This window comes from Bradyrhizobium sp. AZCC 2289 (assembly GCF_036924615.1).
Classification (GTDB): Bacteria; Pseudomonadota; Alphaproteobacteria; order Rhizobiales; family Xanthobacteraceae; genus Bradyrhizobium.
In genome coordinates this window covers 4,051,413-4,073,074 of sequence record NZ_JAZHRY010000001.1, presented here as the reverse complement: position 1 = coordinate 4,073,074, position 21,662 = coordinate 4,051,413, and the positions used below count along the sequence as shown (strand labels likewise).

The following is a 21,662-nucleotide window of genomic DNA, read 5'->3' as shown; positions in this document are numbered from 1 at the left end:
CGTTGCCCCTGCCTTGTTCAAGCCGGATTTGAAGGGTGATTTCCAAGGATGGATCAGGGCGACCAAAATTGGTGGCGGCACGGCGTTTTCTATCAGATCTATCCGCGGTCGTTTCAGGACACCAACGCCGACGGGGTCGGCGATCTCGCGGGGATCATCGAGCGGCTACCCTACTTGAGGGAACTCGGGATCGACGCGATCTGGCTGTCGCCGATCTTCCCGTCGCCGATGGCCGATTTCGGCTACGACATATCGGACTACACCGACATCGATCCGTTGTTCGGCACGATGGAGGATTTCGACGCGCTGATCGCCGCCGTCCATGACAGCGGCCTCAAGCTGATCCTCGACCTGGTGCCGAACCACACCTCGGACCAGCACCCCTGGTTCATCGAAAGCAGGAGCTCCCGCGATAACCGAAAGCGCGGCTGGTATATCTGGCGCGACGGCAAGCCGGAGGGCGGGCCCCCGAACAACTGGTTATCGGAATTCGGCGGCAGCGGCTGGGAACACGACGAGACGACCGGCCAATATTATTATCATGCCTTTCTCACCCAGCAGCCGGACCTGAACTGGCGCAACCCGCAAGTGCGTGAGGCGATCTATGACGTGATGCGCTTCTGGCTACGCAAGGGCGTCGATGGCTTTCGGGTCGATGTGATCTGGCATCTGATCAAGGACGCGAAATTCCGCGATAATCCGCCCAATCCACATTATGTCGAAGGACGGCCGCCGCACGAGGCCATCCTGACGCAGTATTCGACCGACCAGCCCGAGGTACATGAGGTGATCGCGGAGATGCGGCGCGTGATCGACGGGTTCGATTCCTGCGTGCTGATCGGCGAGATCTATCTGCCCCTGCACCGCCTGGTCGCCTATTACGGCAACGACCTTGCCGGCGCGCAGATGCCGTTCAATTTTGCCCTGTTGTCGACGCTGTGGAGCGCGCACTCGATCGAGAAGATCGTCGCCGATTACGAGCGCACGTTACCGGCGGGCGCCTGGCCGAACTGGGTGCTCGGCAATCACGACCGGCCGCGGGTGGCGAGCCGGGTCGGGCCTGAGCAGGCGCGCGTCGCGGCGATGCTGCTGTTGACCCTGCGCGGCACGCCGACGCTCTATTACGGCGACGAGATCGGCATGCGTCAGGCCATGATCTCGCCCGACCAGGTGCGCGACCCCTTCGAGAAGAACGTGCCGGGGATCGGCGTCGGTCGTGACGGTTGCCGCACGCCGATGCAATGGAGCGCGCGTCCGCATGCGGGGTTCTCGATGGCGAAACCATGGCTGCCGCTGGCGCATGATTTCGCGCGTGAGAATGTCATCAATCTCGATGCCGTCCGCGACTCGATCCTCAACTTCTACAAGGCGCTGATAGCGATCCGGAAGAAATTGCCGCAACTGGTGACCGGCGCTTACCAGCCGGTCGCAGCCCAGGGCGATATCCTGCTCTATCGCCGCGAGGGCGAGGGCGGCGCGGTCGTCATTGCGCTCAATCTCGGCGCCGAGCCCGCTTCGATTGCCTCGAGCTCGATCGGCTTCGGGCGCGAGATCCTGCTGTCGACCATGCTGGATCGGCAGGGTGAGCAGGTCCAGGGCACGCTCGATCTGCGCGGTAATGAGGGTGTGATTCTCGGGACGCCCGCTCACGCCGGGTGACTGGCCTTCCCTGTCGCATCCGCATCGATATCGCTGCGCTTGAGCAGATAGTCGAGGCCGCCGACGCGATACCATCGGTAGCCGTAACCTTCCAGCATCAGCGTATGCTTGCCGCGCTCATCGGCTTGGCTGTGATCCTCCGACAGCAGGTTGACCAGCAGCTTGCCGGCCTCGCCGGGCAGCCCGACCGCAAACGTGACTTCGCGTGGCTTCTCGTCGAGATTATGCACGAACAGCACCGAATTGTTGCGCCAGTCGTAGCGGATCACCAGCACCGCGGGATCGCGCGCCGCAATCACCTTGAAATCGCCCCAGCCGACCTCGGGGACTTCCTTCCGCATCCGGATGATGCGCTCGGTCCAGTTCAACATCGAATCGGGATCGCGGCGTTGTTTCGCGGCATTGACATGCTCGTAGCCATAAGGACCCTCGTCGATGACGGGCGAGCAGGGCTTGTCGCTCTCGGTGAATCCGGCATGCGGCTCGGTCGACCATTGCATCGGCGTGCGCGCGCAATTGCGCTCGGGCAGATCGAGATTGTCACCCATCGCGATCTCGTCGCCATAACGAATGACGGGTGTCCCCGGCAGCGTGCACATCAGGCTGTAGGCGAGCTCGAGTCGCCGCCGGTCGCCGCCCAGCATCGGCGCGAGGCGCCGGCGGATGCCGCGATCGTAGAGTTGCATATTCTTGTCGGGGCCGAACGCCTTGAACACGGTGTCGCGCTGCGGCTTGGTCAGCCGGCCGAGATCGAGTTCGTCATGGTTGCGGAGAAACAGGCCCCATTGCGCGGTCGCGGGCCGCGGCCTGGTCGCCGTCAGCGATTTCGCCAGCGGGCGGGTATCGGCGGAGGCCAGTGCATAAAACAGATGCTGGTTGACCTGAAAATTGAACATCATGTGCATGCGGTCGCCGTCGCGGCCGAAATAGTCCATGTCGGTTTCGGGCAGCACATTGGCTTCCGCCAGAATGATGGCGTCGCCTTTCCGCCATTGCAGGAATTCGCGGAACGAGCGCAGCATGTCGTATTGTTCGACGGGCTTCTTCACCTTGGCGCCCTTGGTCGCAATCACGAAGGGGACCGCGTCCATGCGAAAGCCGGAGACGCCGAGCTGGATCCAGAACCCCATGATCTTGAGGATTTCTGCCTGCACATGCGGGTTGGAGGTGTTGAGATCGGGCTGGAAATCGTAGAAGCGGTGGAAATACCAGGCGCCCGCTTCCTTATCCCGCGTCCAGGTCGATTTTTGCACGCCGGGAAATACCATGCCGGTGTTGGCATTCGCCGGCCGCTTGTCGGACCAGACATACCAATCGCGGTATGGCGAGTCCTTTGCGCTTCGTGCGTCGCGAAACCAGGAATGCTGGTCGGAGGTGTGGTTGACGACGAGGTCGATGATGACGCGGATGCCGCGCTGCCGGCAGCCATGGGTGAATTCGACGAAGTCGCCGAGCGTGCCGTAACGGGGATCGACGCCGTAATAATCCAAGATGTCGTAGCCGTCGTCCCGGCCGGGCGAGGGCTGGAACGGCATCAGCCAGATCGCGGTGATGCCGAGACCGTGCAGATAATCCAACCTCCGCAACAAGCCTTTGAAATCGCCGATCCCGTCGCCATTGGCATCCATATAGGTGCCGACGGAAAGGCAATAGATGACGCCGTTCTTGTACCAGAGATCGTCAATCATGCAGGGCAGCCCTCATCGGTCCGCCCAGGACGTCGTTAGCGGCCGATAGATAAGCGGTGAGGGGGCTGCGAAGTTCCGGCGAAATTCACCGTCGTCCCGGCCTTGAGCCGGGACCCAATAAGTTATGGGTCCCCGCCCCCGTGCGCAATTACGCGGTATTATGGCGCAAACGCCACTGGCCCTGCCTTGCGGCACTGGAATTGGAAGGGGTAGTGTTGGAGGAGATTTAGCCGCAAAGGTAGTTTTTATGCTCCAAAGGCTTCTGCGCCTAACGCACCCGGAAATCGCTTTTGGGTTTATGCTTGCTAGCGTTTTTTGGTTGGGGGTCTTGGGTTGGCAGGCGGCCTATACGCCTACTGAAATAGAGAAGCGCCACTGTGAGGAGGCCGCTCACAAGGGCGGCTTCAAAAGTGAAGAGTGCAAAACCATCTGGGAGCGGACGACGACCGACCCGGTCGCGTTTTTCACTTTCTGGCTCAGCATTTCCACTATCGGACTTTGGGTTGTCACTGCTAACGCGGCGCGAGACAGCAAGCGCGCCGCTAACATCGCTGAGGACGCTCTCGTTAAATTGGAACGGGCTTTCGTATCTTTCGCGTTCGATGTCTCTGGTGCAATCGGCCCCGGCGCACCTAATACCGCGGCTGGATGGCAGATTACCCCTGTTTGGAAAAATTCCGGAAAGACTCCCACTCGTGGGCTGCATACCCATGTCAGTTGGGATCATTTCCCAACTACTTTGCCTGCAAATTTCACCTTTCCCGATGGATGGTTTGATCCCAGCGCCCCAAGGATAAATCCTAGTAGTTATATTGGCCCCTTGGACTCTATCCGTAGCGATACTTTGTCCATCGAATCTGGAGTCTTGGAGGCCGCGCGACAGGACCATTTGTATATCTACGTTTGGGGATGGGTCGAGTATGATGACATTTTCGATAATACTCCGCCGCATCGAACCGAGTTCTGCCATCGCGTAGTGGTCTTTAACGATCCATACGCCGTTGTGCAAAATGCCGCCCCATTCGGACTGGCCCTGCAAAGCACCCATACCGGGGCCGACGAAGATTGCTACCGCCAAGCCCGCCCGCGCGAACTGCGAAGCCAGCCGATAGTTTAGACGCCACCGGGTCACTTTCGGACCCTGCGGCGTTTGCGCCATAATACCGCAATTGCGCACCAGGCGGGGACGACTCATGGAAAGATGCGGCGCTAAATTCTCACCGCCTGATCTGCGCCTTCAGCGTATCCTCCACCACGCGATCGAACGACAATGCACTCGGTGACGCCTTGGCGCGCTGCTCGGCGACGTATTTGTCCCGCATCGCCACCAGGGCCGAGAGCTTGTCGTCGAGCTCCTTGCGCTGGTTCATCTGCTTGTTGACTTCATCCATGCGGGCTTCCGGTTTCAACGCGCGCAAGCTGTCCGGCAATTCCTCGTCTTTCAGCGTGGCAAGCTTCTGCCGGCCGGCGACGATATCGCTGACCAGGTCGCCTTCGCCGGTGACGGCTTCCGAGGTCGCCTTGGCGCGCTTGTTGATGAAGCTCGCCATCTCGGAAGCCTGCGAGGGCGCTGCTGCCGCGACGTTCGACAGTTGCTGGGTCTTGTCCTCGGTGCGTTTCTGCAGCGCCCGCGGGCCGTAGGGGATCACGGTGCCGTTGATCTCGCGCTGCAGGATGATGATGTCCTGATCGAACGGCGTCTCGATCACGACGATCTGTCCGCCATCCTGCGGGATCGGAATGAAGCGGCCGTTGCCGTTCTGGGCGATATCGCGCCAGACCCGTTCGGTATCCTGCGCGTTGCCGGCGAGCACGGTGTTGACGATGATGTCCTTTTGCTTCGCCACCGACAGCGTGACCGGATATTTGGTGTCCTGCGCGTAATCCATGTGCGGCGGCGCGTCGCCGACCAGAAACACGATCCGCCTGGTATCGCCGCCGGTGGTCCATTGCAGCTTGTTGACGGCGACATCGAGCGCCTCGTTGACGCTTTCCGGCCAGTCGCCGCCGCCACGAGCCCTCAATTCCAGAAGGTGAGCGTAGAGATCCTGGATGTCGGTGGTGAGTTCAATCTTCCTGGTGACGTAGTCGTCGCCGATGTCGCGGTAGGCGACGAGGCCCATGCGGATGTCGGCGTCGGGATTTGAATCGACGATCGCGGTCGCGATCGACCAGATCTTTCGTTTGGCGCCTTCGATCAGCCCGCCCATCGATCCCGTGGTGTCGAGAACGAAGGCGACTTCGACGGTGGGTTTTGCAACGGCGGCCGACAGGCCAGCCGACAGCGGGAGCGCAGCGAGAGCGAATACGAGCGAGCGAAGTGCGATGCCTGACTTCATGGTTCTCCTCCGTGTGTTCCGTCCCTCGGAACCAAGGTTCCACTCGGTTCACGGTCGCCTGAGGTCGAAAACAAGGCGGGGCGGGTGCGAATTTGCGGCGCATTTCGCGCCACCGTCCTGTTGGGCGGCCGCGCCAAAATCGGCTAGGATTGCCGGATGGAATCGCCCGCCCGCCAGATCAGCCTCGTGCCCGCGCCGGACGGCCGTCAGTCGGAGACTGCGCTCAAGATCGCGCGCGGCACCGCGAGGCTGTTGAGATCGCTCGGATTTTCCTGCATCAGCGAACTGCCGCTGCCGTCGGGCCGGCGCGCAGATCTGGTGGCGCTGAACGAGCGCGGCGACATCTGGATCGTCGAGATCAAATCATCGCTCGAGGATTTCCGCGCCGACCAGAAATGGCCGGAATATCGCGCGCATTGCGACCGGCTGTTCTTTGCCTTTACGCAGGATCTGCCGTGCGAGATTTTCCCGCCCGATACCGGTCTGATCGTCGCCGATGCCTATGGCGCGCATATGCATTGCGAGGCGCCCGAGCATCGCCTGCCGGCGCCGACGCGCAAATCGATGACAGTGCGGTTTGCCATTGCCGCCGCACAGCGCATCAACCGGCTGGTCGATCCGCAGGGGCAGGGCGAGTTTTAGCGGGGCGAGTTGACCGAACGGGTCAACCCTTGCGCTTTACCGCCTCATACGCCAACCGCTTGAATTCGACCGCGAACGGATGCGTGAAAGCCATCTGACGCTGTGTCATCATCAAGCCCGCGACATTTGCCTTGGGTGAAATCCACCATTGCGTGCCAGCTATGCCGCCCCAGTAGAGTTCGCCGACGGAGTCCGGATGGTCGAACAGCGAAGGCTGCAGGATCCGCGCGCCAGCCAAGGCGAACCCTCTGCCCGGGAGATCGCCGATCCTGGCGAAGCGTATCCAGACGCCGTCAGGCAACTGGTTGGTCATCATCAGCGCAATGGTATCCGGCTTGAGCAGGGTGGGGCCGCCGGGAAGCAGGCTCCGGATCAGCGCCACCATATCCGGCAGCGTCGAAACCAGCCCGCCGCCGCCATTCAGCCGCGGGACGGGACGCAAATAAGCGCCCGGATAGGGCGCGTCATCGGTGCGCGTGAGCCCCGGCTTCATCGGCTCCATGATATCGGCCCCCGCGTAATACGCGGCAAGGCGGTTTCGATTTTGCTCCGGGATGACGAATCCGGTGTCCACCATGCCAAGCGGATCCAGGATTCGCGCCTGGATGAATGCGTCGAACGGCTGCCCGCTGACGATTTCGACCAGCCGCGCCGTGACATCGCTGGCGACCGAGTACTCCCACGACGTTCCCGGATGAAACACCAGCGGCAGGTCGGCCAGCACGTCCATCATGTCCGCCAGCGTTGTGGCGGGGTTGAGCACCTTGCGCTCGTTATACGCCTTGAAGATCGTCGTTCCTGGATCGAGCAGACCGTAGCTCAGTCCCGAATTGTGGCTCAGCAGATGGCGGATGGTGATCGAGCCCTTGGCTGGCTCGGTATCGTCCAACAAGGTTGCATCCGGACGCAGCACACGGCGGTTCGCAAGCTGCGGAATGAATTTTTCGATGGGGTCGTCGAGCTGGAAGCGCCCTTCTTCAAACAGCAGCAGCGCGGCACAGGAGGTGATCAGCTTGGTATTGGAAAACACCCGGAAGATGTGGTCGACGCGCAAGGGTATCTGCGCTTCCTTGTCGGCCCATCCAACGCAATTCACATCCACCAGATCCCGGCCGACCAGCACCACCGACGAAACACCCGAAAGAATGTTGCCATCGACGTAGCGGCGCATGGCGGCATGCGCTGCGCCAAAGTCGTAGCCGGCCGTCACCTTCATGTCTTCCATCATTGTCCCCTGTTCCCCGGAAATGCGTCACATGCATATCATCTCGCGACGGGGCCACGAGTGAGAAATGACAAACAGCTGGCTGTTCGAATTTTTTCGTAGATTCCATGTGGCGATGGGCGTGCATCCGCTAGGTTTGGGTTTCCACACTCGAACCCGCGGAGACGTCAGATGCAAGCATCCCACGTAAGCACGCCCATCAAGAGCAATGTTAGCACGATTTTTGTAGCGATCGAACTGAGCCAGAGGAGTTGGCTAGTGACGATGCACTGCCCGGACAAGGATAAGATATCCCACCATAAGCTGGAGGGCGGCGATCATGTCGGCTTGCTGACGCTGATCGAGCGGATGCGTGAGCGGGCAGCGCGAACGCTGGGAGCGGTCCCGGCGGTGGTGAGTTGCTATGAGGCGGGCTACGACGGGTTTTGGCTGCATCGGCTTCTGATGGCGGCGGGGATCACGAACCACGTGTTCGACCCTGCGAGTATTGCAGTGGATCAGCGGGCGCGGCGGGTGAAGACCGACCGGATCGATGGCGAGAAGATGCTGCGCACGCTGATGGCGTACCTGCGCGGCGAGCCGCGGGTGGTGCGGATCGTGCGGGTGCCGACCCCCGAGCAGGAGGACGCCCGCCGCGCCAGCCGCGAACGCGGCCGGCTGACCAAGGAACAGACGGCTCACACCACCCGGATCAAGGCGCTGCTGCGGCTGTTGGGCATGGCGGTGGGGAACCCGCGCCGACACGACTGGCTGACCTGGCTGGTGAAGCAGCGGGACTGGCAAGGCCAGGCGGTACCGCCGCAGATCATGGCCGAGATCAAGCGCGAACACGCGCGGCTGATGCTGGTGCGCGAGCAGCTTGATGCGCTGGCGCAGGCTCCGGCGGATCTGACCTCAGCGGCGGCTCAGATGGCACAGCGCAGCGAACTCTTGCTCCGGCTCAAAAGCCTCGGCCCGGCGTTCACAACGACGCTGACCAACGAGGTGTTCTACAAGGACTTTCGCAATCGGCGTGAGGTCGCGAGCTATTTCGGACTAACGCCCAGTCCATGGCAGAGCGGCGGGATCGATCGCGACCAAGGGATCAGCAAGGCGGGCAACCCGCGCGCCCGTTGCGCCGCGATCGAGATGGCCTGGCTGTGGCTGCGACATCAGCCGGACAGCAAACTCACCCAGGAGTATCGGCGACGCACACTCAATGCCAGCAAGCGCATCAAGCGCGTCGCCATCGTGGCCTTGGCGCGCAAGCTGATCGTGGCGCTCTGGCACTATCTCACAACCGGCCTTGTACCCGAGGGAGCGATGCTCAAGACGGCAGAGGTCTAAACTTTCAACCAACGCGTCGGCGTCGCGGCATCTGCCGCGGTCAGCGCGGGATGGATGGTGACCGTGCCACCCTTGGGCCAAAAACAGGCTGTTTCGTAGATGGGTCTCATCCTCATGGCTTCCTCGCCGCAAGTATGCGGAATGTGGGTACGGGCCAAAGCGGTCCGACCGGATATGAGGTGATGCAGTGAGCTGCTGCATAAATCGCCGGAAGCCAGTCCCTGAGCGCCTCGACCGCGGCGGCACGCTGCGCTACGCATGGCTCCGCGCGCCGCCTCTACGCCGAACACCAAAAATTAAACCCGAGCCTCCGGCGCGACGCTTGACTCAAAAGGCCTCATATGAGGGTGGGCAAAGCGAAGCGTGCCCACCATTGAGTAGCCGATGTGGATAAACGGTGGGCACGGCGCAAAGAGCGCCTTTGCCCACCCTACGATCTCAACTCAGCGCGGCGCGCGCTTGGCCAGAATGCGCTGCAGGGTGCGGCGGTGCATGTTGAGGCGACGGGCGGTTTCCGAGACGTTGCGATTGCACATCTCGTAGATGCGCTGGATGTGCTCCCAGCGTACGCGGTCGGCCGACATCGGGTTTGCCGGCAGTTCGGATTTCTCGGTGCCGCTGGCCAGCAATGCCGCGACCACGTCGTCGGCGTCGGCGGGCTTTGAGAGATAGTCCACCGCGCCCATCTTCACCGCGGTGACGGCGGTGGCGATATTGCCATAACCGGTCAGCACGATCGCGCGCGCCTCCGGCCGCTTGCGTTTCAGCGCGGACACCACGTCGAGGCCATTGCCGTCGCCGAGCCGCAAATCCACCACGGCGAAAGCCGGCGCGGCGCGGCCGATCTCGGCCAGCCCGTCGGACACAGTGTCGCAGGACGTCACCGAGAAGCCGCGGGTCTCCATCGCCCGCGACAGCCGCTCCAGAAACGGCTTGTCGTCCTCGACGATGAGGAGCGAACGGTCGGCGTGATCATTCAGTTCGGTGATGGCGTTCACGGTTGGATATCCTTGTGTCGGATATTCAACATATGGCGTGGCAAAATGGCGCTGCCAAGGCCACCTAAAGTCGACCGGACTGCCATCCTTAATGCCAGGAACCGCTGTTAGGACGCCGTCTCAGGTTCGGCCTCGGCCGCCTCGAAGCGGTCGCGCGGCCAGACGATATGAACCACCGCGCCGTGATCGGGAAACACACGGTTGGAGAACGACACCTTTGCGCCGGTGCGTTCCAGCAGGGTGCGGGCGATGAATATCCCAAGTCCAAGCCCGCCATGCTGGCTTTGGGCCTCGTCCGCGCTGCGCCGCCGCGATAAATAGGGCTCGCCGATCCGCTTCAGCATGTCCGGCGCGATGCCCGGGCCATCGTCGGAAATGTTGATCTCGACGGTGTCGGCGTTCCACCACGCGTTCACCTCGACGGTCGTGCGCGCGAAATCGACGGCATTTTCCAGGATGTTGCCGACCCCATAGAGGATCGCGGGATTGCGGGCGCCGACCGGCTCGCGCGTGGCTGCGACAGCAAGCCGCACCTTGATGGCGACACCGAAGTCACGGTGCGGTGCAACCGTCTCCTCGATCAGCGTCGACAGCGGCATGCGGTCGAACGGCGCGCCGGACGCGGAGAGCTGGGTGATCTTGGCCAAAATGTCGCGGCAGCGCTGCGCCTGCTCGCGCAAGGTCTTGAGATCGGCGGCGAGATGGCCGTCCTGCACGGTCTTCTCCAGTTCACGCGAAATCAGGAAGATCGTCGACAGCGGCGTGCCGAGCTCGTGCGCCGCCGCGGCGGCAAGCCCATCGATCTGGGTGAGGTGCTGCTCGCGGGTCAACACCAGTTCGGTCGCGGCCAGCGCATCCGACAGCTTGCGGGATTCCTCGGTGACCTGGAACGCATACAGGCTGGTGACGCCGATCGCGAGCACGATCGAGAGCCAGACGCCGAGCAGATAGATCGGCGGCAGCACCAGGGGATCTTCGTTGTCCCATGGCAGCGGTAGATGGAAGAACACCAGCGCCGAGGCGCAGGCCACCGCGAGCACGCCGAGCGCGATCGTCAACCGGATCGGCAGCGCGGTTGCCGAGATCAGAACCGGGGCGAGGAACAGGAATGAAAACGGATTTTGCAGGCCGCCGGTGAAGAACAGCAGGGCGGCCAGCTCGACGATGTTGAGCGCCAGCAGCGCCGCGGCATAGACCGGTTCCAGCCGCTGCATCGGATTGAACGCGATCTGCAGCGCAAGATTGACCACGGCCGAGAGGCTGACGATGGCGACGCAGGGGATGACGGGGACATCGAATTCGAGTCCCTGCGCCACGATGAAGATCGCGGCGAGCTGACCGAGCGCGGCCAGCCAGCGCAGCCGCAATATCGTATCCAGACGGACATAGCGGCGCGGCTGGCGGAAATCGGAGGCTGCAATTTCGGTCATATCCGCAGTTTAGCCGCGCAAGCGCCCGATCACAAACGCGCGGCTCACGGCTTCGATTCTCGCGCAAGTCTTGCACTCACCGCCGCAATGGCCCAATGAACGGCCCCAAATGGCGAAAAGTGACCCGGTGCCTAATCCGTCGCCCGCCGCCGATCCGGCAGGATCCGCGGCGATCGACGTCGCGCATCTGGTCAAATTCTACAAGACGACCCGCGCGGTGGACGACGTGACGTTTCGGATTAGGCGCGGGAGCATCACCGGCCTGCTCGGCGGCAACGGCGCCGGCAAGACCACGACGATTGCGATGATCATGGGGCTGGTGCTGCCGACCGCAGGCCGCATCCAGGTACTGGGCGCCGCGATGCCCGAGCAGAGCGCCGACGTGCTGGGGAGGATGAATTTCGAAAGCCCCTATGTCGACATGCCGATGCGGCTCACGGTGCGGCAGAACCTGACCATTTTCGGCCGCCTCTATGCGGTCGAGAATCTGCCCGCACGGATCGCGCAACTCGCTTCCGATCTCGACCTCGGCGACTTCCTCGACCGCGCCAACGGAAAACTCTCCGCCGGCCAGAAGACCCGCGTCGCTCTGGCGAAAGCGCTGATCAACCAACCCGAATTGCTGCTGCTCGATGAGCCAACCGCGTCGCTCGACCCTGACACGGCCGACTGGGTCCGGCAGCATCTGCAGAACTATCGCAAGACCCATGACGCGACCATTCTGCTGGCCTCGCACAACATGCTGGAGGTGGAGCGGCTGTGCGACCGCGTCATCATTATGAAGCGCGGCAAGATCGAGGACGATGACAGCCCCGACCAGATCATGGCCCGCTACAACCGCGCCACGCTGGAAGAAGTGTTTCTGGACGTCGCGCGCGGGCGCGAGCGGGAGGGCGCGGCGTGAGCGAAGCGGCGATCCGGCACACAATTTCGCTGCATCGCATCAACGCGATGGTGCTGCGCTATTGGTATCTCCTGGTGTCGTCATGGCCGCGGATGCTGGAATTGATCTACTGGCCGGCGCTGCAGATCATCACCTGGGGCTTTCTGCAGAATTACATCGCGCAGACGTCGGGGTTTTTCGCCCGCGCCGGCGGCTCGCTGATCGGCGCGGTGATCCTGTGGGACATCCTGTTCCGCGGTCAGCTCGGCTTTTCGATCTCGTTTCTCGAGGAGATGTGGGCGCGCAACCTCGGCAATCTGATGATGAGCCCGTTGAAGCCGATCGAGTTCCTGATCTCGCTGATGATCATGAGCCTGATCCGGCTCGCGATCGGCGTGATCCCGATGACGCTTTTGGCGCTGTACTTCTTCGATTTCAATTTTTATGGCATCGGGCTGCCGCTGATCGCCTTCTTCTGCAACCTGATCTTCACCAGCTGGTCGATCGGGATCTTTGTTTCAGGCCTCGTGCTGCGCAATGGGCTCGGCGCCGAGAGCATCGTCTGGACGCTGATGTTCGGCCTGATGCCGCTCGCCTGCATCTATTATCCCGTCAGCGTGCTGCCGCATTGGCTGCAATATCTCGCCTGGGCGTTACCGCCGACCTATGTGTTCGAGGGCATGCGCGCGCTGTTGATCAATCATGAGTTTCGGACCGAGCTGATGGTCGACGCCCTGGCGATCAATGCGGTGCTGTTCATTGCCTCATTTGCGATCTTTCTTGCCCTTTTACGCAGCGCCAAGCGGCACGGCTCGCTGCTCGGAGGCGGTGAATAACTCTCACTTTCCCGTGGATTTGCGGGGTTTTTGGTGGTTTTGGCAGGTAGATTTACCGATCTGTGCATTGACGCAATATTACGCATTCGGCACTATGCTGCGGCGCAAACGAGGGTCACAGATAATGCCGATTGGTGAATTTGGCGGAGCACCGCCACTGGCGGCCGAAGGCAGTCCGGCACTTACGACGCCGATGTACTGGATGTACGAATTGGCCCACGCGTCGCTCAACCCGGGGCGCGCCGTGACCGACGCCACGAAAATCCTGTTTCAAAACCCGCTCAATCCGTGGACGCATACCCAACTCGGCAAATCGATCGCCGCCAGCTGCGAATTGTTCGAGCGGGCCACGCGCCGTTACGGCAAGCCGGAATGGGGTCTCGACACCACCGAGGTCAACGGCATTCGCACGGCGGTGGAAGTCCGCTCGATCTGGGAAAAGCCGTTCTGCCGTCTGCTGTATTTCGATCGCAAGCTGACGCGCCCGCTGCGCGCGCCCCAGCCGCGCGTCCTGATCGTGGCGCCGATGTCCGGCCATTACGCGACGCTTTTGCGCGGCACTGTCGAAGCCTTCCTGCCGACGCATGAGGTCTACATCACCGACTGGTCGGACGCGCGCATGGTGCCGCTTGCCGAAGGCCGCTTCGACCTCGATGATTATGTCGATTACGTCATCGAGATGCTGCACGTGCTCGGCGGCAACATGCATGTCGTCGCGGTGTGCCAGCCGTCGGTGCCCGTGGTGGCGGCGGTTTCCGTCATGGAGGCGGCAAACGATCCGTTCGTGCCGCTGTCCATGACGCTGATGGGCGGGCCGATCGATACCCGCCGCAATCCAACCTCGGTCAACAACCTCGCCGCCGAGCGCGGCATCGAATGGTTCCGCAACCACGTCATCACCAAGGTGCCGTTCCCGCATCCCGGTGTGATGCGCGACGTTTATCCGGGTTTCCTGCAGCTCTCGGGCTTCATCACCATGAATCTCGACCGCCATACCGACGCCCACAAGCGGCTGTTCAGCAATCTGGTCAAGGGCGACGGCGATCTGGTCGACAAGCACCGCGAATTCTACGACGAGTACCTCGCGGTGATGGATCTGACCGCGGAGTATTATCTGCAGACCGTCGACGTCGTGTTCGTCAAGCACGCACTGCCGAAGGGCGAGATGACCCATCGCGGCAAGCCGGTCGATCCCTCGAAGATCAGGCGCGTGGCGCTGATGACGGTGGAAGGCGAGAAGGACGACATCTCCGGTCTCGGCCAGACCGAAGCGACCCACGCGCTATGCACCGCAATTCCCGCTCATCGCCGCGTGCATTACGTGCAAAAAGGCGTCGGGCATTACGGCGTGTTCAACGGCTCGCGTTTTCGTTCGGAAATCGTGCCGCGAATCTCCGATTTCATGCTGTCGGCGGCGAATACCAAGCCGAAATTGGTCGCCGCTGCCGAAAAATCGGTCGCCGCGGCCGAATAAGGGTGATTCCGGGGTCGAATCGGGGGGCGCGATAAGCCCCTGAATTGATTAAAAGAACCAAGATTCGCCGCCCTCACAAGGAATGAGTGTGACCTCAGTCTTTGAGGGTGCGTTCCCGGCCCGGTTCCATCCAAAATTTATGGTTCCGCCCCCAGCCGGTAGAGGTCAAATAGTGACCAGCCCCTGTATATTGGGCAAATGATTTGTTTTTGCGCCGAGCGATTTCAGTGGCGGCGGTTATGGCAGAATCCGGGCGAACTCCTGCTCCCCGGACTGTCAGACATGGCTACTCGCGCGCTCCTCTATCGGCGGCCTGCCGAACCTTCGACTCTCGTGGTCAAACACGGCTCCCAATTCTTCGCGATCAGGCTGCGCCGGCATCGCCGCGCGCGGCGCTACACCTTGCGCATTCATCCAACCGACCGCGAAGCGATCCTGACCATGCCGCCGCGCGGCACGCTCATGGAAGCCAAGGACTTTGCGCAGCTCCACGGCGGCTGGATCGCCGCGCGGCTCGGCCGTTTGCCGAAGGCGGCGCCGTTTCATTCCGGCACGGTGGTGCCGCTGCGCGGTGTTCCGCACCGGATCGTGCATCGCTCCGGCGAACGCGGCACGGTGTGGACCGAAACCCGCGACAGCGGCGAGAAGATTTTGTGCGTGGCCGGCGGCCCCGAGCATATGGACCGGCGCGTCCACGACTTCCTCAAGCGCGAAGCGCGCAAGGATTTGCACAAGGCTTCGCTCGCCTACGCCGCCGATCTCGGCGTGCGGGTGCGGCGAGTCTCGATCCGCGACCAGTCGAGTCGCTGGGGTTCGTGCACCTCGGCCGGATCGCTGTCGTTCTCGTGGCGGCTGATCCTGGCGCCGCCTTATGTGCTCGACTATCTCGCCGCCCATGAAGTGGCGCATCTCGTCGAGATGAACCATTCGGCCAGGTTCTGGCGGGTCGTCGGCCGGGTCTGCGATCACGTCGAGCGCGCCAAGCGCTGGCTCGACACCTACGGCAACGACCTGCATCGCTACGGGATCGAGGATTAGGGCGGAGTCGCGCCGCCCAACCGCTGTCATCGCCCGGCTTGAACGGGCGACCCGGTATTCCAGAGGCATTTGTGCTCAAGCCGAGAAGCCGCGGCGTACTGGATATCCGCTTTCGCGGGTATGACGACCGAATGTAATGCGCGCGATCGCCATGCGGCGGTCACCTTCCGCCGAACACCCGGTCCATCAGCCAGCCGTCCAGTCCCGCCGCCGCTTCCGGGCGCGCCGAGGATACAGGGGGCGCCGACGTCCGCGTCGGTGGCGGACGATAGCCGCCGCCGGATGGAATCGGCGGGACCGGGGCCTGGGCCGTCGGCGCGGAAGGTGCGCTGACCTGCGATACGGTCTGCATCAAATTCGAGAACAGCCCGCCGCCGCCGGCTTGCGAGTTCGGTAGATTCGCCACCGGCACGCCCTGATGCGCGGCTTTCATGAAGCGGGACCAGACTTCGACCGGCAGGCCGCCGCCGGTCGCCTTCCTGGTCGGCGAGTTGTCGTCATTGCCGAGCCAGACTCCCGTTACGAGATTGGCGGTGTAGCCGATGAACCAGGCGTCGCGGAAATCCTGGCTGGTGCCGGTCTTGCCGGCGGCGGTCCAGCCCGGAATTTCAGCCTTGTGCGCGGTGCCGGAGATCAGCGTCTCCTGCATCATGGTGTTCATCATTGCGACATGGCGCGGTTCGATCACCTGACCGAGTTGGTCGGCGGGCCGCATATACAGCACCTTGCCCTCACTGGTGCGGATCTTGGTCACGACATGCGGGGAGACGCCGAGCCCGCCATTGGCAAACGGCGCATAGGCGCCGACCAGTTCGATCACGGAAACTTCCGAAGTGCCGAGCGCGATCGAGGCATTGGCGTCGAGCTTCGATGAAATGCCGAGCCGGTGCGCGGTCCGCACCACGTTTTTGGCGCCGACTTCGAGGCCGAGCCGCACCGCGACCGTGTTGAGCGACATCGCCAGTGCTTGGGTCAATGTGACCGCGCCGAAATATTCGTGGCTGTAATTCTCCGGCTTCCAGCCCTTGACGTCGAGCGGCGCGTCCTGCCGGATCGTTTCCGGCGTCAGGCCCGCCTCGATCGCGGTGAGATAAACGAACGGCTTGAACGCCGAGCCGGGCTGGCGCTTTGCCGTGACCGCGCGGTTATACTGGCTCTCGGCATAGTTCCGGCCGCCGACCATGGCGCGCACCGCGCCGTCAGGCGTCATCGCCACCAGCGCGCCCTGGCTGACATTGAACTTTACGCTCTTGGCCGCGAGTTCGTCGATGATGGACGCTTCCGCCACGCTCTGCAGCTTTGGATCGATCGTGGTTTCGACGGTGATGTCACGGTCGATCTGGCCGACCAGATCGTCGAGCACTTCGCCGATCCAGTCGGCGACATAATTGACGGTGCCAGCGCCGGCCGGCTTCACATTGATCTGGGGATGGCCGATCGAGGCCTGCGCCTGCGCGTCGGTGATGAATTTGGCGTCCGCCATCGCCGCGAGCACGGTCTGGGCGCGCTGCGCGGCGCCTTCCGGATTGCGGTTCGGCGCCAGCCGCGACGGCGACTTGACGAGGCCCGCCAGCATCGCGGCCTCGGCGAGGGTGACGTTCTTGGCCGACTTGCCGAAGTAGCGTTGGGCTGCGGCCTCGACGCCATAGGCGCCGGAACCGAAATAGACCCGGTTGAGATAGAGCTCGAGGATTTCGGTCTTGGAATGCTTGCGCTCCAGCCAGAGCGCGAGTTCGACCTCCTGCAATTTTCGCTGCAGGGTGCGTTCCTGGGTCAGGAACAGGTTTTTCGCGAGCTGCTGGGTCAGCGTCGAGCCGCCTTGCGAGACGCCGCGATGCAGGATGTTGGCGACGGCCGCGCGTAAAATGCCGATCGGATCGACGCCGTAATGCGAATAGAACCGGCGGTCCTCGATGGCGATGAACGCCTTCGGCAGATAGGGCGGCAAATCCTTCAGCGAAACATTGGCGCCGGCCATTTCGCCGCGCTGTGCCAGCACGCTGCCGTCCATGCCGACAATCTGGATTGTCGGCGGACGCTTTGGAATTTCCAGCGACTGGATCGCCGGCAGATGCGCGCCGACCCAGACCACGACGCCGATAACCGCGATTCCCGCCCACAGGCCGAGCACCGCGCCCCAATAGAACAGGCGCGCAAGGCTGAAGCCGCCGCGCGATTTCGACCGCCGCCTGGCGCCGCCGCTGGACGCACGCGGTTTTCGCTCGCGCGGCGGCTCGTCATTATCTTCTTTGCGGTTTGCGGACGATTTGGCGGAAGATTTGGTCGAAGGTTTCTTGGGCCTGTCCTCGGCGGCGGGGATGCGATCTTCCGGCGAAAGACGCAGCTCCGCGAGCGCGGCCGGAAGCCCGAAAAGCGGCTCCTTGCGTCCGCCGCTCTTTTTCCGTCCCAACGCCATACGCACCGCCCACACCGGTCCCGCCGCACGCTAGCGCCCGGAATTTAAGGGCCGGTTACGCAAAGGTTAACGGGGGATTAGGAGGTGGGGCGGTGCGTGGTAAAGGTGGCCAAAGTCATAAGGAGAGCCGCATGGGCCACATCGATCCGACCAAGGAAGTTTTCGCGCAATTCCGCGCCAATGATCGGCCAGGGCCGATCCACATGCTCAATCTGGTGCGCTTGAGGGAACACGCGGCCTATCCCGACGGCCGCAAGGCAACCGGTGCGGAAGCCTATGCGGCCTATGGCCGGGAAAGCGGGCCGGTGTTCGAACGCCTCGGCGGGCGGATCGTCTGGCAGGGCCGGTTCGAGCTGATGTTGATAGGCCCTGCGGAAGAGCGCTGGGATCACTGCTTCATCGCCGAATATCCAAGCGTCGCTGCGTTTGCGGAAATGATCCGCGATCCCGTTTACCGGGAAGCGGTGAAACACCGCCAGGCGGCCGTCGAGGATTCGCGCCTGATCCGGCACGCGGTGTTGCCGGTCGGCAAGACGTTTGGGGAGATTCCGAAGTGAGTTTCGCTCGTCATGCGTGGGCTTGACCCGCGCATCCATCAAGAAAAACGCCTCCCTGTGGGATGGGCTGCCGGATCAAGCCCGATAATGACAGGCGAAAAGCCGGCACAAAAAATCGGCGGCTCCGAGAAACCGCCGATTGCAGATCTTAACCGCCCGTCATTGCGAGCGAAGCGAGGCAATCCATCTCGCCGCGCCAAGAAAGAATGGATTGCTTCGTTCGCTGCGCTCCTCGCAATGACGAGCGTCGAGCCGTACTACTAGCCCGCCGGTCCGGAATCCTCGAGGATCGGGCCGAACAGTTCCCAGCGCTCGCCGTTGAACTTCTGCATCTGCAACTGCTTGTTGACGCGATAGTCGTCCGGCGTGGTGCTGTTGACGATGCCCGGCAGCGACAGGTCGAGCTGGACATTCTTCAGGTTGGTGGCCTGCTTCATGACATTCTCGCGCGTCAGGTCGTCGCCGCACGCCTTGAGAACGTGAATCAGCAACTGCGAGGTCGAGTAGCCATAGGTGTTGAAGATCGAGTCCTTGTCGCCATCCGGATAGTACTTCGCCATGAAGTCGAGATACTTCTTCATGCCGGCATCGTCCTTCCAGGTCGGGTCGAGCGGATCCTTGCCGTAGTTGACGCTGATCACGCCCTTGGAGGCCTCCAGTCCCGCCGGCTTCATCACCGCGCCGACCGAGGTGGCGTTGATGTCGAGGATGTGCACCGGATGCCAGTCGAGCTCGGCGATCTTCTTGATCGCCTGTGCCGCCTGCTTCGGGGTCGAGGCGCTGAAGAACAGGTCCGCACCGGAGGACTTGATCTTGAGAATCTGCGAATCGATGGTCGGATCGGACACCTCGTAGGAGGCCTCGGCCACGATCATGGTCGCGGCCTTGTCGCCGAGGCCGGCCTTGATGCCGTTCAGATAGTCCTTACCGAGGTCGTCGTTCTGATAGAGGATTCCGACCTTGGCATTCGGATGATTCTTGATGATGTACTGGCCGTAGATGCGGCCTTCGACGAAGTAGTTGGGGTTGAAACCCATCGTCCAGGGGAAGTTCTTTGGATCGGTGAACTTCGACGCGCCGGTGGCGGCGAACAGCTGCGGCACCTTCTTGGCATTGAGATATTTCTGTACCGCCGCGTTCGAGGGCGTACCGAGGATCTGGAACGTGAGCAGCACTTCGTCGCTCTCGACCAGCTTGCGCACCTGCTCGACGGCCTTGGGCGGCGAGTAGGCGTCGTCATACTGGATCAGGTTGATCTTGCGGCCGTTTACGCCGCCCTGGTCGTTGATCATCTTCATATAGGCGGCCTGGGTCTTGCCGATGGTCGCGTATGACGAGGCCGGTCCGCTGAACGGATTGGTCTGGCCGACCTTGATCTCGGTATCGGTCGCGCCGGTATCGTATTTCTTCTGCGCGTAGGCCGACGAGGCCGACAGCGCAATCGCGAGCGCCGTGCCGGTGACCAGATGGAGAATACCCTTCCTCATAATGCTTATTTCCTCATGTGTTGTGATTGAGCCGACAGTCTTGTCCCGGGCCTTGATCGGCCCAGTGGATGCCATCGCTGGCCGGGATACTGGCGGAACGCTTGCTGCAATGCAAGGTGAGCCCTGCCGAAAAGGTGAACGATTTCGGGCCGACGAAAGTAGGATTGATGCGGGTGCAGTGGCCCAGCGCCTCTTCTCCCCGCGTGCGGGGAGAAGGCCGGGATGAGGGGGACTCCCCGCGGGTAATGCTCGCGGAGGGTCCCCCTCACCCGAAGCCTTCGCTATGCAAAGGCTTCGACGTTTCAAGAACGGCCGCCGCAAGCGGCGGCCTATGCTCTCCCCGCAAGCGGGGCGAGGTAAGAGAACTAACCCGCAGGTCCGGTATCCTCGATGATCGGGCCGAACAGCTCCCAGCGCTCGCCGTTGAACTTCATCATCTGCATCTGCTTGTTGATGCGATAGTCGTTCGGCCCCGTCGTGATCGACATGCCGGGCAGCGCCAGGCTGGGGACGAAGTTCTTCAGGCTGGTGGCCTGCCGCATCAGGTTTTCGCGGGTGAGATCGTCGCCGCACTGACGCAGGATCTGCACCAGCAATTCCGCGGTCGAATAGCCGTAGGTGTTGACGGTGTTGAGCTTGTCGCCCTCCGGATAATATTTGTCCATGAAGGCGAAATAGGCTTTCAGGCCGGCATCGTCCTTCCACTGCGGGTCGGCCGGATCCTTGCCGTAATTGGTGGAAACGATGTCCCTGGAGATGTCGAGGCCCGCGGGCTTCAGCGTCGCCGACACCGGGCTCGCATTGATGTCGAGGATGTGGACCGGCTTCCAGGCGAGGTCGGCGACCTTCTTGATCGCCTGCGCCGCGAATTTCGGCGTCGATGCGTCGTAGAGCAGATCGGCGCCCAGCGATTTCAGTTTCACGATCTGCGAATCGATGGTCGGGTCGGTCAACTCGTAGGACACTTCGCCGACGATCATGGCCGCGGCCTTGTCGCCAAGCCCGGCCTTGAGGCCGGTGATGTAGTCGCGGCCGAGGTCGTCGTTCTGGTAGAAGATGCCGATCCTGGCGTTGGGGTAATTCTTCAGAATGTATTTGGCGTAGATGCGTCCCTCCGACTGGTAGTTGGGATTGAACGCAATGGTCCAGGGCGCATTTTGCGGATCGGAGAAGCGCGAGGCGCCGGTCGAGGCGAGCAGTTGCGGCACCTTCCTGCCGTTGAGGTATTTCTGGACCGCGGCATTCGACGGCGTGCCGATGATCTGGAAGGTGAACAGGACCTCGTCGCCTTCGACCAGCTTGCGTACCTGCTCGACCGCCTTCGGCGGCGAATAGGCGTCGTCATACTGGATCAGATTGAGCTTGCGGCCGTTGATGCCGCCCTGGTCGTTGATCATCTTCAGGTACGCGGCTTGCGTCTTGCCGATGCCGGCATAGGCGGAAGCAGGGCCCGAGAACGGCACGGTCTGGCCGATCTTGATCTCGGTATCGGTAGCGCCGGTGTCGTATTTCTTTTGCGCAAGGGCCGATGATGCCGACAGTGCAATGGCAAGCGCGGTCGTCGCGATTAGCCGGGTAATCCCGTTCTTCATATCGTTATCTCCCATATGTGCCGATGGTCGAATGCCATCGTTGATGGGGAGTTTGGGGGATCGGTTGTGGCA

At 62.3% G+C, this 21,662-nt stretch carries 18 protein-coding genes; 10 read left to right on the top strand and 8 right to left on the bottom strand.

All coding sequences use genetic code 11. The features are described 5' to 3' along the window. The first annotated feature begins 48 nt into the window (after window positions 1–48). Window positions 49–1,659 carry an alpha-amylase family glycosyl hydrolase gene (locus V1289_RS19380; protein WP_334398374.1) on the top strand — a complete coding sequence of 537 codons (1,611 nt, stop codon included), beginning with the start codon at window positions 49–51 and terminating at the stop codon, window positions 1,657–1,659. Here V1289_RS19380 and V1289_RS19375 read toward each other — a convergent pair. Continuing rightward, complete coding sequence (locus V1289_RS19375) at window positions 1,647–3,347, bottom strand: alpha-amylase family protein (protein ID WP_334398373.1); 1,701 nt, start codon at window positions 3,345–3,347, stop codon at window positions 1,647–1,649. The genes V1289_RS19380 and V1289_RS19375 overlap by 13 nt on opposite strands. 328 nt (window positions 3,348–3,675) lie before the next feature. Between V1289_RS19375 and V1289_RS19370 the strand changes: the two genes are divergently transcribed. Further along, window positions 3,676–4,464: a hypothetical protein gene (locus tag V1289_RS19370; protein ID WP_334398372.1), complete on the top strand. Its 789-nt coding sequence runs from the start codon at window positions 3,676–3,678 to the stop codon at window positions 4,462–4,464. Between the two features lie 100 nt (window positions 4,465–4,564). Here V1289_RS19370 and V1289_RS19365 read toward each other — a convergent pair whose 3' ends face one another. Then, window positions 4,565–5,686 carry a vWA domain-containing protein gene (locus tag V1289_RS19365; protein ID WP_334398371.1) on the bottom strand — a complete coding sequence of 374 codons (1,122 nt, stop codon included), beginning with the start codon at window positions 5,684–5,686 and terminating at the stop codon, window positions 4,565–4,567. A 156-nt stretch (window positions 5,687–5,842) separates the two neighbouring features. Between V1289_RS19365 and V1289_RS19360 the strand changes: the two genes are divergently transcribed. Then, window positions 5,843–6,328 carry an MmcB family DNA repair protein gene (locus tag V1289_RS19360; RefSeq protein ID WP_334398370.1) on the top strand — a complete coding sequence of 162 codons (486 nt, stop codon included), beginning with the start codon at window positions 5,843–5,845 and terminating at the stop codon, window positions 6,326–6,328. Between the two features lie 22 nt (window positions 6,329–6,350). On the opposite strand, the gene V1289_RS19355 is transcribed toward V1289_RS19360, so the two are convergent. Next, window positions 6,351–7,556: a serine hydrolase domain-containing protein gene (locus V1289_RS19355; protein ID WP_334398369.1), complete on the bottom strand. Its 1,206-nt coding sequence runs from the start codon at window positions 7,554–7,556 to the stop codon at window positions 6,351–6,353. Window positions 7,557–7,724: 168 nt separating this feature from the next. Here V1289_RS19355 and V1289_RS19350 point away from each other — a divergent pair, with 168 nt between their 5' ends. Continuing rightward, the gene (locus V1289_RS19350) at window positions 7,725–8,879 is read left to right on the top strand and encodes an IS110 family transposase (protein WP_334398367.1); all 1,155 of its coding nucleotides are present in this window, start codon (window positions 7,725–7,727) and stop codon (window positions 8,877–8,879) included. 443 nt (window positions 8,880–9,322) lie between these two features. On the opposite strand, the gene V1289_RS19345 is transcribed toward V1289_RS19350, so the two are convergent. Continuing rightward, complete coding sequence (locus V1289_RS19345; protein WP_309180677.1) at window positions 9,323–9,877, bottom strand: ActR/PrrA/RegA family redox response regulator transcription factor; 555 nt, start codon at window positions 9,875–9,877, stop codon at window positions 9,323–9,325. A gap of 107 nt (window positions 9,878–9,984) precedes the next feature. After that, entirely contained in the window at window positions 9,985–11,307 is a 1,323-nt protein-coding gene (locus tag V1289_RS19340; RefSeq protein WP_309180676.1) for an ActS/PrrB/RegB family redox-sensitive histidine kinase, read from the bottom strand. A gap of 109 nt (window positions 11,308–11,416) precedes the next feature. Between V1289_RS19340 and V1289_RS19335 the strand changes: the two genes are divergently transcribed. The 4 genes from V1289_RS19335 to V1289_RS19320 all read left to right on the top strand — a co-directional run bounded on the left by V1289_RS19335 (window position 11,417) and on the right by V1289_RS19320 (window position 15,538). Further along, window positions 11,417–12,211 (top strand): ABC transporter ATP-binding protein, encoded by a 795-nt coding sequence (locus V1289_RS19335; protein ID WP_334398366.1) that lies wholly within the window; start codon window positions 11,417–11,419, stop codon window positions 12,209–12,211. A 47-nt stretch (window positions 12,212–12,258) separates the two neighbouring features. Further along, the gene (locus V1289_RS19330; RefSeq protein ID WP_334407553.1) at window positions 12,259–13,026 is read left to right on the top strand and encodes an ABC transporter permease; all 768 of its coding nucleotides are present in this window, start codon (window positions 12,259–12,261) and stop codon (window positions 13,024–13,026) included. Between the two features lie 124 nt (window positions 13,027–13,150). After that, on the top strand, window positions 13,151–14,500 hold the full coding sequence (locus V1289_RS19325; RefSeq protein ID WP_334398365.1) for a polyhydroxyalkanoate depolymerase: 1,350 nt from the start codon (window positions 13,151–13,153) through the stop codon (window positions 14,498–14,500). A gap of 198 nt (window positions 14,501–14,698) precedes the next feature. Next, window positions 14,699–15,538 (top strand): M48 family metallopeptidase, encoded by an 840-nt coding sequence (locus V1289_RS19320; protein ID WP_334398364.1) that lies wholly within the window; start codon window positions 14,699–14,701, stop codon window positions 15,536–15,538. Between the two features lie 160 nt (window positions 15,539–15,698). On the opposite strand, the gene V1289_RS19315 is transcribed toward V1289_RS19320, so the two are convergent. Beyond that, a complete protein-coding gene (locus V1289_RS19315; protein WP_334398363.1) occupies window positions 15,699–17,954 on the bottom strand; it encodes a transglycosylase domain-containing protein in 2,256 nt (751 codons plus the stop codon). Between the two features lie 131 nt (window positions 17,955–18,085). Between V1289_RS19315 and V1289_RS19310 the strand changes: the two genes are divergently transcribed. Both V1289_RS19310 and V1289_RS19305 read left to right on the top strand, forming a co-directional pair. Continuing rightward, window positions 18,086–18,511 carry a DUF1330 domain-containing protein gene (locus V1289_RS19310; protein ID WP_334398362.1) on the top strand — a complete coding sequence of 142 codons (426 nt, stop codon included), beginning with the start codon at window positions 18,086–18,088 and terminating at the stop codon, window positions 18,509–18,511. Window positions 18,512–18,598: 87 nt separating this feature from the next. Beyond that, window positions 18,599–18,775 carry a hypothetical protein gene (locus V1289_RS19305; protein ID WP_334398361.1) on the top strand — a complete coding sequence of 59 codons (177 nt, stop codon included), beginning with the start codon at window positions 18,599–18,601 and terminating at the stop codon, window positions 18,773–18,775. On the opposite strand, the gene V1289_RS19300 is transcribed toward V1289_RS19305, so the two are convergent. After that, complete coding sequence (locus V1289_RS19300) at window positions 18,772–19,998, bottom strand: ABC transporter substrate-binding protein (RefSeq protein WP_334398360.1); 1,227 nt, start codon at window positions 19,996–19,998, stop codon at window positions 18,772–18,774. The genes V1289_RS19305 and V1289_RS19300 overlap by 4 nt on opposite strands. Before the next feature lie 365 nt (window positions 19,999–20,363). Beyond that, window positions 20,364–21,590, bottom strand: a complete 1,227-nt coding sequence (locus V1289_RS19295; RefSeq protein ID WP_309180668.1) for an ABC transporter substrate-binding protein — start codon at window positions 21,588–21,590, stop codon at window positions 20,364–20,366. Between the last annotated feature and the right edge of the window lie 72 nt (window positions 21,591–21,662).